The 12234-nt window shown below is 38.4% G+C and carries 14 protein-coding genes and 1 tRNA gene; 3 read left to right on the forward strand and 12 right to left on the reverse strand.

The window, feature by feature from the left end; translation table 11 throughout:
- Positions 1-3 precede the first annotated feature (3 nt).
- Together I6F49_RS00990 and I6F49_RS00995 are read right to left on the reverse strand one after the other, a co-directional pair.
- Entirely contained in the window at positions 4-777 is a 774-nt protein-coding gene (locus tag I6F49_RS00990) for a hypothetical protein (RefSeq protein WP_166421781.1), read from the reverse strand.
- A gap of 29 nt (positions 778-806) precedes the next feature.
- Entirely contained in the window at positions 807-1292 is a 486-nt protein-coding gene (locus tag I6F49_RS00995; RefSeq protein ID WP_197111571.1) for a CreA family protein, read from the reverse strand.
- A 209-nt stretch (positions 1293-1501) separates the two neighbouring features.
- On the opposite strand from I6F49_RS00995, the gene I6F49_RS01000 reads away from it, so the two are divergent.
- Complete coding sequence (locus tag I6F49_RS01000) at positions 1502-1831, forward strand: 5-carboxymethyl-2-hydroxymuconate Delta-isomerase (RefSeq protein WP_166421783.1); 330 nt, start codon at positions 1502-1504, stop codon at positions 1829-1831.
- Between the two features lie 320 nt (positions 1832-2151).
- Here the strand turns inward: I6F49_RS01000 and I6F49_RS01005 are convergent.
- From I6F49_RS01005 to I6F49_RS01020, 4 genes are all read right to left on the reverse strand, one after another.
- Positions 2152-2228 (reverse strand) — tRNA-Ile (locus I6F49_RS01005).
- Positions 2229-2481: 253 nt separating this feature from the next.
- Positions 2482-2979, reverse strand: coding sequence for a hypothetical protein (locus tag I6F49_RS01010; RefSeq protein WP_231614991.1), 498 nt, complete (start codon positions 2977-2979; stop codon positions 2482-2484).
- A 340-nt stretch (positions 2980-3319) separates the two neighbouring features.
- Complete coding sequence (locus I6F49_RS01015; protein WP_166421653.1) at positions 3320-3478, reverse strand: YqaE/Pmp3 family membrane protein; 159 nt, start codon at positions 3476-3478, stop codon at positions 3320-3322.
- 73 nt (positions 3479-3551) lie between these two features.
- Positions 3552-4118, reverse strand: coding sequence for a BON domain-containing protein (locus tag I6F49_RS01020; protein ID WP_166421654.1), 567 nt, complete (start codon positions 4116-4118; stop codon positions 3552-3554).
- Between the two features lie 327 nt (positions 4119-4445).
- Here I6F49_RS01020 and I6F49_RS01025 point away from each other — a divergent pair, with 327 nt between their 5' ends.
- A complete protein-coding gene (locus I6F49_RS01025) occupies positions 4446-5108 on the forward strand; it encodes a LiaF domain-containing protein (protein ID WP_166421655.1) in 663 nt (220 codons plus the stop codon).
- 38 nt (positions 5109-5146) lie between these two features.
- On the opposite strand, the gene I6F49_RS01030 is transcribed toward I6F49_RS01025, so the two are convergent.
- On the reverse strand, positions 5147-5563 hold the full coding sequence (locus I6F49_RS01030; protein WP_166421656.1) for a VOC family protein: 417 nt from the start codon (positions 5561-5563) through the stop codon (positions 5147-5149).
- A gap of 255 nt (positions 5564-5818) precedes the next feature.
- On the opposite strand from I6F49_RS01030, the gene suhB reads away from it, so the two are divergent.
- On the forward strand, positions 5819-6622 hold the full coding sequence (suhB, locus tag I6F49_RS01035; RefSeq protein ID WP_166421657.1) for an inositol-1-monophosphatase: 804 nt from the start codon (positions 5819-5821) through the stop codon (positions 6620-6622).
- Between the two features lie 46 nt (positions 6623-6668).
- Here suhB and I6F49_RS01040 read toward each other — a convergent pair whose 3' ends face one another.
- The 5 genes from I6F49_RS01040 to tgt form a co-directional block, all read right to left on the reverse strand.
- Positions 6669-7478 carry a substrate-binding periplasmic protein gene (locus tag I6F49_RS01040; protein WP_166421658.1) on the reverse strand — a complete coding sequence of 270 codons (810 nt, stop codon included), beginning with the start codon at positions 7476-7478 and terminating at the stop codon, positions 6669-6671.
- A 324-nt stretch (positions 7479-7802) separates the two neighbouring features.
- Complete coding sequence (gene secF, locus I6F49_RS01045) at positions 7803-8750, reverse strand: protein translocase subunit SecF (RefSeq protein WP_197178035.1); 948 nt, start codon at positions 8748-8750, stop codon at positions 7803-7805.
- Positions 8751-8759: 9 nt separating this feature from the next.
- Entirely contained in the window at positions 8760-10619 is a 1860-nt protein-coding gene (gene secD / locus I6F49_RS01050; protein ID WP_197178036.1) for a protein translocase subunit SecD, read from the reverse strand.
- Positions 10620-10638: 19 nt separating this feature from the next.
- Complete coding sequence (gene yajC, locus I6F49_RS01055; protein ID WP_197178037.1) at positions 10639-10974, reverse strand: preprotein translocase subunit YajC; 336 nt, start codon at positions 10972-10974, stop codon at positions 10639-10641.
- Between the two features lie 25 nt (positions 10975-10999).
- Positions 11000-12127: a tRNA guanosine(34) transglycosylase Tgt gene (gene tgt / locus I6F49_RS01060; RefSeq protein ID WP_007586471.1), complete on the reverse strand. Its 1128-nt coding sequence runs from the start codon at positions 12125-12127 to the stop codon at positions 11000-11002.
- Positions 12128-12234 lie beyond the last annotated feature (107 nt).

The raw sequence follows: 12234 nt of genomic DNA on the forward strand, positions 1-12234 counted from the left end.
TTGCTAGTTTGGTGAATAAGCTAATAACAGCGGGTTAGCCGAGTTATTTACCAATGCTTTAATTTCTTTTTGCGCTTTTTTAAACTGACCGCGCAAATGCGGCTTTAAGTGCTTTTTAGAGTCTTTATCGTTTTTAAAGTAACTAATAAGAGCATGCATAAATACCGTATGCGTTTCACTTAACTTAGCTTCACGATTAGCGTATGGGTTATAACAAGAGCCACAACCCCCTTTAAACTGATACACCGTGTTGCTCATCATTACACCAAACCCTAAAAAGCAGGCAAGCGCATCGGCAGCTTGTGGTAAATAATCTTTACCCCCAGGTGGTAATACACCAACATGATGAATAAGTATGGTTGCCAGTGTACCCGCATAACTTGCTACCAAATCTTGTGGCTGATTTATCTGATTAGGATTAAACGAGACATTAATAGTATGGCTTGGCGGCACAATTAAATGACTACCTTCGCCACGTATTTGTTCACTAAATTCAAAATGCGGAAAAACCTGCGGTTGTAATTGCTGAGGTGCAACTAACTGAATAGGCCATCCATTCATACCCGCGTAATTAGTAACGCGGGTAAAAACGTTGGTCGCCATCTCTTCAATGCTCGACACTGAATCAGGAAAAAACGTGGCTGTTGGCAGTATTATTTGGGTGTGCTTAGTAAAAAATTCAGCCTCAAAATTTTCTACAGCCCAAATAAATGTATCAATAAGCCATTGCTGCTCTTGATCTTCCAATAAAGGTGCCGATTTAAATAAAGCTAACATAAGGTGCTCTTATAAGTTTTAGTGCTAGTTTAGTTTTTTTGTGTAAGCGCCCAATCCCACGCTTGAGTATTGTATAGCGGCACTGTTGATAGTGCATGGTGGTGGCTACCACTAGATTCTTTAGTTGAATACGATAAATACAATAAAGTACGGTTTTCAGCATCGTAAATACGGCGCACTTTTAGTGATTTAAATAATATACTTTTAGATGATTTAAATATCACTTCACCTGATTTACTACGGTCTATTTTTTGTAGCTGCTGCGCTGTAATAGGCCCCGTTTGACGACATGCAATAGACATATCAGAGGGATCTGAAAAGTCCAAATTAGCCTCTATATGACTAATATGACAAGTAACACCTTCGAGGATTGGATCTTGCTGCGAATTCACCACAACATCTTTAGTTGTAAATAACCCAAGGCTTACCGACGCAACGTCATCAGAGCAAGCACTTAACGTAACAACTGCACCTGCAAGTAACGCTAAACGTTTAAATTTTTGTGGTAATTTCATACTTATCCTTAATCAATATATAGGTAACTTAGTAGCTAAGTTACTAAGCGAAGGTTCACCTGTTTGTTTTTATACTAACATCAAAAATAAATACGACTAAATTAGTTTAAAGTAAACATTTTAATGTCGTGAGGGGTTAGCGAGTATCGACGTATTTGGTACAATAAGGCTCTCGTCGCAAGTAGTAACTCATAATAGGAAACGCTGTAATGCCGCATATTATTATTGAACACTCAGAAGATCTCCCTGTATTACCACAAGTTCTCGTAGAAAAAATCCACAACACCGCCTTCCAAAGTAACTTATTTGAATTAGAAACCATAAAAACGCGCGCTATTGCTTATCAGCAATATCAACTAGGCGCAGGAAAATCAGGGTTTATACATATTGCGGTACATATATTGGCTGGGCGCTCAATTGAGCAAAAGCAAATGCTAAGCGAACTATTACTTTCGTGCTTAAAAACGTATTGTCGCGATTCAGATAGCTTAAGCGTAAACATTTACGATATTGAGCATGAGATATACCGTAAAAATTAGTTAACTCTTGTAGTTTTGAGCAATAAAAGTAAACACTAATAACATAAAGCCCCGATTGGGGCTTTTTTTGTATTCTTAAATTAGATGCTGCTCACTGTCATTTGTAGCGCAGAGCATACATAGCATCTGATCTAACGCTGAAATTTAATAATGTATTTGCACTCTTTCTAATTTAAGAAAGCTTAGCTTAATCTATGGATTAACTTTATTTAGATTACGTTTATTATTAGGGGTAACTAAAAAATAATAAATAACACGAAATTAAATTCATGTAGCTTTGAATAATTTGAGTAGGTATTTACTTGGAAAGCTTGTAAAAGTGGTGGCCCCTCCCAGACTCGAACTGGGGACCTAACGATTATGAGTCGTGTGCTCTAACCAACTGAGCTAAGGGGCCAACTTTATATAACTGCTAGGCAGCTAATTTTTGAAGCGTTCAGTCACAGAGCGACTAAAGCGGGTTGCAGTATAAAAACTTTTTAGGTGCTTGTCACTACCAAACACCTTTATTTTAACAATCAGTAAGCTAACTGCTTAAATAGTAATCTTTTATGCGGATATAAACATAAAATGTAAGATATTTCCCATGATATTCACTGCATTAAATTATAAAAACCTTCCTCCCACATCAGTCTTTTATATTTAACGCTCTACTTTTTAAGTAAAGCTAACATATATGTGTAGGCATACAAGGCTGTAAAAAATATGCTTGGGGCTACTGTAAGTGCCAAATTAGGTGTCTGATTAATTACATTCACCAGAATTACTAAGCTCGATTGAACAGTAATCGGAATTACAGGCGCAAAAAGTACTCCAGCTATTTTTTTGTTGTTTAAATATGAGGCGCTGGAGTTAATTGCATTATTAAAGCTTTGTCGTATTGCTACGTTTTGTGGTGTTTTAGAATGAAACATACAAATAATCGGAGTTACAAATGCAAGCGCTACATAACTCGACTTATACTTGTTGACGACCTTTTCTAAAATAAAAGTAAAAAACAGCGTTACAAATCCACTATACAAGCCTTGCACTAATGCAGCTTGAAGCGTGACCGATTTTGCAATGTCTACCGCATTATTTGCCCAGTAGGCCCAACTAAAATAAAAAACGAATGACACAACACCTGACATTATAAGTCGAATATTCAATTAACTACCTCAATATGTGTAAAAACTTGGTTTAGAAGTGATGGTAATATTGTCACTAAATAATAGAGTAATTAATCGCGTATTGTAGATATATAAACAAACTAATGTTAAATATTTCCTAAATGGCATCAATACAGAATCAGAACACTGCTGTTAGTTAGAAAGCTTAATTGAAGTAAATAATAGCTGGGGGAATGTTGGGAGCGAGTTACAAGAAATAAATCACTTAGTTTGAGTAAATTAAAAAATGTTTACTTTAAAAACTAATATTGTGAGCCGATCGGTACTGAAGTATTTAGCTAAACCTCAGCAGTCGGCTTACACAATATATAATGTGTCATTATTTTTTCGCAATAATGTAGATTGCATGTATTAACCCTGGGAAATAACCTAGCAGTGTTAATAAAATATTTAACCAAAAATGCATACCTAAGCCAACTTGCAAAAATACACCCACTGGCGGTAATAAAACTGAAAATATTATACGGATAATATCCATGACCAAACTCCATTTAAATTAAGCATTAGAAAGGGGTAAAGCCCAGCTTTACTGGGCCTTAACTATAACTGTGTTATTCAGCAACAATAGTTAACTTATCAACTACGTCACGAACATCTTCAGCATTTTTAGCAATTTTAACTGCTAACTGCTTTTCAGCTTCAGACTCTACTGAGCCATTAAGAGTCACTACACCGTTATCGGTATCAACATCGATGTCTGTACCACCAACTTCCGAGTCAAACAGGAAGCGAGTTGTAATTACAGTGGTGATTTTAGCGTCCGTTAGGTCGTTATCATCATCGTCCATCATGTCTTTGCTTCTATCTTTTGTGTCCATGCTTTTAACAACGGTAAGGCTGTTTTCAACATCGGATACGCCATCTAGGCTAAGTACAAGTTCTTCTGCTAGCTCTTTATCAAGCTCGCTATTAACTTTACCTGTAAGTACTACCTTGCCATTTTTTACATCAGTGTTAATGTCAAAGTTGTTTAGATTAGTGTTCATAAGAAGAACTGTTTCTGCCTTACCATCAATCCAAGCATCTTTACTTTCGTTTTCCCAGCTGTTCGCTTGGGCACCCATAGCCGTAGTACCAAGAACTAAAGCTGCGATAATAGATTTGTTAAATGTTTTCATAATCTTTCTCCTTTTGATTAAAGACACTTTAACTTATGCGAGCTTTAGGCCAAGTTTACTTACTCTTAAAATTCAATTGCTTAGGTTGTTTTGCGATAAAGCTTTAACTATAGCTGTGTAACTATTTACAGGCTACTCGGTAAAACTTTCTCAAATAGTGAAAATAGCTAGATAATTGCTCTTTTGGTTAATCTATCGTTAATATAACAAAGAAAAAAACACCATTAAAAAATAACCAATTGATAATTAAAGTAATTATATTTGGTACGCGGTTTGCAATTAAACATTAAGATAAGTATCAATAGTAAATATAATAAGGAATATCTCATGTCTGTAAAAGTTGAAGACCGTCCAATAGAGCAAGTACGCGAACAGGTGATTGATCAATTAATTTATAATTACAGTCATGGGGTTATTTCAGTTGATGCATTTGAGAGACGTTTAGATGACGCGATGGATGCATCTAACAACGAAGCTCTTTTAGCCTTAGTAGAGGATTTAACACTTAATACAGACCAGCAATATAAAGCAGAAAAACAGTCGCAATTTTCTCCACACTATAGTGCACAACAAAACAGTGATGATGACTTTACACTACGCAGTATTTTAGGCTCTAACGAGCGAAGCGGCCAGTGGGTAGTACCAAAAAACATTTACCTCAGTAATTTTATGGGATCGGTGGTGCTCGATTTTACCGATGCCATTTTTGCGCATCAAAATGTAACTATTCACGTTAACTGTATTTTTGGTAGCGATGAAATATATGTACCAGAGCATGTAAACGTAGTCTCCAAAATGTTTTGTATATTAAGCAGCCTTGAAAATAAATCGGTATCACTTAACAAGCGCCAAGGCCCGACTATTCATATTGAAGGTAAAGCGGTAATGGGCTCTGTCGAAATAAAAATAAAACGGACTATTAAAGAAAAGTTTATGAGTTTTGCTAATGAGCTAAAAACACAATTAGGCGCTGGAAATAATCGTTCATAAAGCTTGCTTAAGCACCGCTCTTTGCGGTGCTTAACCTGTTATAAATCGTTATTTCGCTCGCTTGGTATATCACTTAAATACTCTACAAATTCCACCTCAAACCCAGCGGGATCAATAAAGTAGACATTCTTTCTGAAAGGATTCTCACTACCTTGCTTACTTATCCGAAAACCCGCTTTATTTAAGCGTATCACTACCTCATTTAAGTTATTAGTCACATAAGCAAAGTGTGCAAAACCAACTTGATGGCCCGATAAGTTTCTGTTTTCACCTTCACCATGGTCGCTTATCGCAATGTAATGCGTGTCATCTCCAAAGTGTACCCAGTGTCTTGGTTTTCCGTGCCAATCACCTCTACCCTCACTTCTGATTGACCAATGCGGAAATACAGCGCGATAAAATTTAAGCATACTATCTATATCACTCGCGACTAAGTTTACGTGCTCTAAATACATAATGTTGTCCTATCAATTAAGTAAACAGCACGATAAAACCTCAAGCTAGCTTTAGGTAAAGTGTTATTTAAAATTAATTCGATTTAATTAGGGCCTGTGACTTAATTATTATCTTGAAAAAATATATACACTTTTTAATCTTGTATAAAAAACAAACATAAGTATTTAGGGTTTATTGTTTACTTTATGTCAAAAGTCGCTAAAATATGCCGGCTGAAATATATAAACGTTCTTTTACAACCCAAAGGTAATACCATGCATCCAATGTTAAACATTGCGGTTCGCGCTGCGCGCAACGCAGGCAAAATTTTACTTCGCGCAAGTGAAGATTTATCAAAAGTTGAAGTGCAACAAAAAGGCGCTAACGACTTAGTAACTAACATTGATAAAGAAGCCGAAGCCGTAATTCGTGACACTATTTTACAGTCTTACCCTACTCACTCTATTGTTGGTGAAGAACTAGGTGAGCATAAAGGCAAGGATGATGATTACCAATGGATTGTAGATCCTATCGATGGAACAACTAACTTCATCAAAGGCATCCCTCATTACGCGGTTTCTATCGCACTTAAAGTTAAAGGTCGTTTAGACCAAGCTGTTATTTATGATCCAATTCGTGGTGAGCTTTTCACTGCTTCTCGCGGTCAAGGCACTCAGTTAAACAGCAAACGTCTACGTGTTAGCAAAACTACAGTTCTTGCAGGCACTGTACTTGCTACAGGTTTTCCTTTCAAAAACAAAAACCACATGGATGCATACACAGAAGCGTTTAAAGCACTGTTTGTACACACTGCAGACATTCGCCGTGCAGGTTGTTCTGCTTTAGATATGGCATACGTTGCCGCTGGCCGTGTTGATGGATTTTTTGAAATCGGCTTAAAACCTTGGAACTCTGCTGCAGGCGAACTTATGGTTAAAGAAGCTGGCGGTATGGTTGTAGATTTCGCTGGTGGTAATAACTATAACCACAGCGGCAATATCATCTGTGGCTCACCAAAACTGACTCAAGCAATTGTTCGCGAAATTCGTCCAGTATTACCTGAGTCGTTACTTCGCTAATAAATAGCATGATGAAAAAAAGGAGCCTAGGCTCCTTTTTTTGTGCCTAAAAATAAGGGTTATCGAGCTTAATTTCAACCGTTTTGCCTTTTGTATAAGGTAGGGTATTTAAACCCTTTGCGAAGTATTCATTAAATAATGCGTCAAACTCACCGTTTTCTTGCATTTTTATCAAGCCCTCTTCAACTGCCTTCGCCAATTCAGGTTTACTCTTTGTCACAAAGTAATAAATACCGGTTGGATAACTTATGTATAAATTAGGCACGATTACTAAATTACTTTGTTTGTTTTCAATAAGCTCAGAGTTAACCTCAATAAACGAGCGAGGAAAGTAATCTATTCGCCCTCGGCTCGTTAAAGTGAACATGGCTTGGTAGTTAGTAAGCGGCCTTACATGTAATCCGTTATACGACATGATTCTTGTATCCGGCCAGTTATGGCCTTGTACTGCTGAAAACTCTCCTAGCTGCTCAAGAGTTTTTACGTTTTTAAAACGTGCTACATTTTGTTTATTAGTGAGTAAAGCCCGCTTTCCTATGTAACCTTTAAATAGCGGTATTTTAATAGCTAAGGCAAGCGCCTCTCGCTCTGGGCTGCTCATACTCCAATACATATCCAATTCGCTATCATCTAGGTTTATTAACTTACGCTTTTGCAGATCTGATATGGGGATCATTCGGATAACACCGGGGTAGTTTACGCTTTCCAGTGCACGTACCAGTAACTCATTGAGATACTCTTCTCGGGCATTTTGGGTATCTTGCTTTTGAGCTACATTAATTATTTGCTCTTGCGCCATAAGTGCAAAACTTATAAACAGACTTAACACACTAATAGAAAGTTTTATTGGCAACATAATAATTACCTACTTTATTTAAATTACCTATTTATTGGCTGAAAGGATAAGCGCTTCAAGAGCCCCCTTTGAGCATATAAATAAATAGATAACTTTAGCGATAACGCTTGGTTTATTTTAGCTTCAGTGGCCTGTGCCTTAACCTGCAGCGATTTGTACATTATTGCAAAAAGGCCCTACCAATTCATACTACAAAGTTAGCACTGTTTTCGTAAGCTTGCACTGTTATACTCGCTAATGAAAACTTAGACGCCTGAATAATTAATAAATTGCAGATATAAAAAAACCGCTCATAAGAACGGTTTTTATTAAGTACAAACCCAATTACGGCATAGCGTCTTGGTCAGCACCTTCTTTTTCTATTACTTCTGGTATTAAATCTTCTTTGCTTACGCCCATTGCTATGGCAACAGAGCTGGCAACATAAATTGAAGAATAAGTACCAATAAACACACCAAACAGCAATGCAGTTGCAAAGCCATGAATGGTTTGTCCGCCCCATGCAAACAAAGCAATCAATACTAAAATAGTCGTGATTGAAGTTACAAGTGTACGGTTAAGTGTTTGCGTAAGTGAAATATCAATAATTTCGATAGTGTCGTCAATGCGTACTTTACGGAAGTTTTCACGAATACGGTCAGATACAACAATCGTATCGTTAAGTGAATAACCTATTACCGCAAGAATTGCCGCTAATATAGTTAAATCAAACTCTAAACCTAATATCGAAAATAAACCCACAGTAATAATAACGTCGTGTATTAATGCACCTACCGCACCCACAGCAAAGCGCCATTCAAAACGAAATGCTACATAGATTAAGATACAAATAAGTGCAGTTAACATGGCAAGGCCACCCTGCTCTTTTAAGTCTTCACCTACACTTGGGCCTACAAACTCAATACGGCGCATTACTACGCTGTCGTCTGCTTTTTTAAGCGCATCGATTACTTGGTTACCAATCACTTCAGCTTTAACATCACTACCGCGTGGTGCTAAGCGAACTAAAATCTCTTGGCTTGAACCAAATAGTTGTACTGATGCATCAGCAAAACCATTATCAGCTAGCGCAGCACGTACTTTTTTAAGGTCTGCTGGCTGTGAAAAACCAACTTCTACCGCAGTACCGCCGGTAAAATCTAAACCAAAATTTAGACCTTTAACGAAAACTGATGCAAACGACGCTAAAATTAATAACGTCGAAAAACCCATAGCCACTTTACGAAGAGACATGAAACGAAGGGTTCTACTACCCAAACTTAAAATTTGCATGTCAGCTCCTTAAATCGAAAGTTTATCAATACGTTTACCGCCAACGAACAAGTTGATTACCGCACGGGTACCAACAATGGCTGTAAACATTGAAGTTAAAATACCAATCGCAAGTGTTACTGCAAAGCCAGCTATTGGGCCGGTACCTACTGCAAACAGTATAATGGCAGCAATTAGCGTGGTGATGTTGGCATCAAATATGGTGCTAAATGCGCTATCGTAACCAAAGTGAATAGCTTGTTGAGGGCTACGGCCATCGGCCAGCTCTTCACGAATACGTTCAAAAATAAGTACGTTAGCATCAACCGCCATACCTACCGTTAATACAATACCAGCAATACCAGGTAGCGTAAGTGTAGCGCCCGGAATTAAAGACATAACACCTACAATTAGTACTAAGTTAGCCGCAAGCGCAAGGTTTGCAACCATACCAAAGCCTTTGTAGTACACAAGCATAAACACAAGTACAAACGCAAAGCCAAGTGCAACCGCAGTCATACCCGCTTCAATGTTTTCTTGGCCTAAGCTTGGACCTACTGTGCGTTCTTCAACAATTTGAATTGGCGCTACTAGTGCACCTGCACGAAGAAGTAAGCTTAAATTATGTGCTTCAGCTGGGTTGTCGATGCCTGTAATACGGAACGAGCGATCAAGACGTGCTTGAATCGTTGCTACGTTAATTACTTCTTCTACCTTAATAGGTGGAAGCGCTTTACCGTCTGCATCTTTTTTACCTGATGGCTTGTACTCAATAAATACCGTTGCCATACGTTTGCCAATAGCACGTTTGGTAAAGGCATTCATTTTTGCCCCACCTTTGCTATCAAGCGTAATACTTACTTGCGGGCGTTGGTATTCATCTGCACCAGATTGCGCGCCAGTAATATGGCTGCCTTCTAGGATGATGCGTTTTTTAAGTACAACAGGGTAACCGTCGCGGCTCATGATCATTTCAGTACCCGCTGGGATACGACCTTGAGCAGCAGCACTTGTATCAGCATTTTCGTCTACTTCACGAAATTCAAGCGTTGCTGTAGCGCCTAAAATCTCTTTAGCACGAGCTGTGTCTTGAATACCTGGTAGTTGAACAATAATACGCTCAGCGCCTTGGCGTTGTACGTTAGGTTCTGCAACACCGATTTGGTTGATACGGTTACGAATAATCGTTTCATTTTGTTTGATAGCGTAGTCACGAATTTCTTTGAGTTTTTGCTCACTCATTGTCGCAAAAAATGCTTTATCGTTACTGCTGTCATCAATATAGACATTCAGCGGGTAGCTAGTTTCTAAGAAGCTCTCTGCTGCCTCTTTATCTGCTTCGGTACGCATTTCTACACGCATACGATCGGAGCCTGCTACACGGCGAACACTACGGTAGCGTAGTTTTTCTTCGCGTAAATCGCTTCTGAAATCTTGTTCCATTTGCTCAAGCTGGTTATTAACCGCTGTTGCCATGTCGATTTCCATGGTGAAATGTACGCCACCACTTAAATCAAGACCTAGCTTCATAGGGTCACCACCAACCGCTTTTAACCAAGCTGGTTGAGCTGGTGCCATATTAATGGCAGAAATGTAATCGTCGCTCAGCGAATCACGCAGTAAGTCATGCGCTTTAAGCTGTTCTTCAACATTTTTTAAACGAACTAAAATTTGCCCATCTTCAAGTATTGTCGATTTAGCGGTTACATTATTTTTTTCAAGGATTGCGTTTACTTTGTCTACAACACTGAGATCTACATCAGCGCCTTTAGCACCTGAAACTTGTATAGCCGGATCGCGACCATACAAGTTTGGAGAGGCATATAAAAGGCCAATGGCTACCACAGCTAAAACAAGTAAATACTTCCAAACTGGAAACTTGTTTAACACGGGGTCGTCCTTATTATTTTTATAGCGACTTCATTGTGCCTTTTGGCAATACTGCAGATACTGCAGATTTTTGTACTGTTACTTCTGCTTGCTCGTTTAAAGAGATAACGATGAAATCTTTCTCTTCAGAAATTTTCACAATTTTACCCACTAAACCGCCTTGGGTAAGTACTTCATCGCCTTTAGCCATCATACTCATTAAGATTTTGTGCTCTTTAACGCGCTTAGCTTGCGGGCGATAAATCAAAAAGTAAAAAACCAAACCGAAAATAGCTAACATTATTAGCATTTCCCAACCACCGCTTGCTGCTGGTTGGCCGGCTGCTGCGTGTGCATTTGAAATAAATAAACTCATGATACTTCCTCTTTAATTTTAAAGTTTAATTTTTTATATCTACTAGCTCTGGCACGTCTTGGCCTCGGCGAGCATAAAAATCTTGTACGAATTCTTCTAATTTACCTTCGCTAATTGCATTACGTAAACCTTCCATAACACGTTGATAGTAACGTAAGTTATGAATTGTGTTTAGTCGTGCACCTAAAATTTCGTTACATTTATCAAGGTGATGCAAATAAGCGCGTGAATAGTTTCCACACGTATGGCAATCACACTCAGGGTCAAGTGGCCCTGTGTCTGTTTTATGTACTGCGTTACGTATTTTAACTACACCCGTGGTAATAAATAAATGGCCGTTACGCGCATTACGTGTTGGCATAACACAGTCAAACATATCAATACCACGGCGAACAGACTCAACTAAATCCTCTGGCTTGCCTACACCCATAAGGTAACGTGGTTTATCTTCTGGCATTTTAAACGCGCAATGATCAAGAATATTCATCATTTCGTTTTTAGGCTCACCTACTGATAGGCCACCTAACGCATAACCATCAAAACCAATTTCTTCTAAGCCTGCTTGTGATTGTGCACGTAATTCTGGGTACATACCACCTTGAATAATACCAAACAAAGCAGATGGATTGTCGCCATGCCCTTCTTTTGAGCGTTTAGCCCAACGAAGAGATAACTCCATAGAATCTTTAGCTTCTTTTTCAGTTGCTGGATATGGCGTACATTCGTCAAAAATCATAACGATGTCTGAGCCTAAGTCGCGTTGTACTTCCATCGACTTTTCAGGCGACATCATAATTTCATCACCATTTACCGGAGATTGGAATAACACGCCTTCTTCAGTGATTTTACGCATTGCGCCTAAGCTAAATACTTGGAAACCGCCTGAGTCAGTTAAAATTGGGAAATCCCAATTCATAAAGTCATGTAAATCACCATGTTGCTTAATGATTTCAGTACCTGGGCGAAGCATTAAATGAAAGGTATTACCTAAACATATTTGCGCACCAGTGGCTTTTACTTCATCTGGCGTCATGCCTTTTACAGTACCGTAAGTACCAACAGGCATAAATGCTGGAGTTTCTATTACACCACGGTCAAAAATTAAGCGGCCGCGGCGCGCTTTTCCGTCAGTACAATCTAATTCAAATTTCATATCATCCTCAATGTCAGAAAAACAGTCCAACAAGCTATAATTTAACCGCTCGATTCTACCCTTTTTACCTCATTAATACTATTAGCTGCGATGAATTCAGTTTTGCT

Origin of the sequence: Pseudoalteromonas sp. SWN166 (assembly GCF_015864485.1) — a bacterium.
GTDB lineage: Bacteria > Pseudomonadota > Gammaproteobacteria > Enterobacterales > Alteromonadaceae > Pseudoalteromonas.

Coding starts and splice junctions, on each gene's coding strand:
- I6F49_RS00990 (WP_166421781.1), bottom strand. CDS start 777: ATGTTAGCTTTATTTAAATCGGCACCTTTATTGGAAGATCAAGAGCAG.
- I6F49_RS00995 (WP_197111571.1), bottom strand. CDS start 1,292: ATGAAATTACCACAAAAATTTAAACGTTTAGCGTTACTTGCAGGTGCA.
- I6F49_RS01000 (WP_166421783.1), top strand. CDS start 1,502: ATGCCGCATATTATTATTGAACACTCAGAAGATCTCCCTGTATTACCA.
- I6F49_RS01015 (WP_166421653.1), bottom strand. CDS start 3,478: ATGGATATTATCCGTATAATATTTTCAGTTTTATTACCGCCAGTGGGT.
- I6F49_RS01020 (WP_166421654.1), bottom strand. CDS start 4,118: ATGAAAACATTTAACAAATCTATTATCGCAGCTTTAGTTCTTGGTACT.
- I6F49_RS01025 (WP_166421655.1), top strand. CDS start 4,446: ATGTCTGTAAAAGTTGAAGACCGTCCAATAGAGCAAGTACGCGAACAG.
- I6F49_RS01030 (WP_166421656.1), bottom strand. CDS start 5,563: ATGTATTTAGAGCACGTAAACTTAGTCGCGAGTGATATAGATAGTATG.
- suhB (WP_166421657.1), top strand. CDS start 5,819: ATGCATCCAATGTTAAACATTGCGGTTCGCGCTGCGCGCAACGCAGGC.
- I6F49_RS01040 (WP_166421658.1), bottom strand. CDS start 7,478: ATGTTGCCAATAAAACTTTCTATTAGTGTGTTAAGTCTGTTTATAAGT.
- secF (WP_197178035.1), bottom strand. CDS start 8,750: ATGCAAATTTTAAGTTTGGGTAGTAGAACCCTTCGTTTCATGTCTCTT.
- yajC (WP_197178037.1), bottom strand. CDS start 10,974: ATGAGTTTATTTATTTCAAATGCACACGCAGCAGCCGGCCAACCAGCA.
- tgt (WP_007586471.1), bottom strand. CDS start 12,127: ATGAAATTTGAATTAGATTGTACTGACGGAAAAGCGCGCCGCGGCCGC.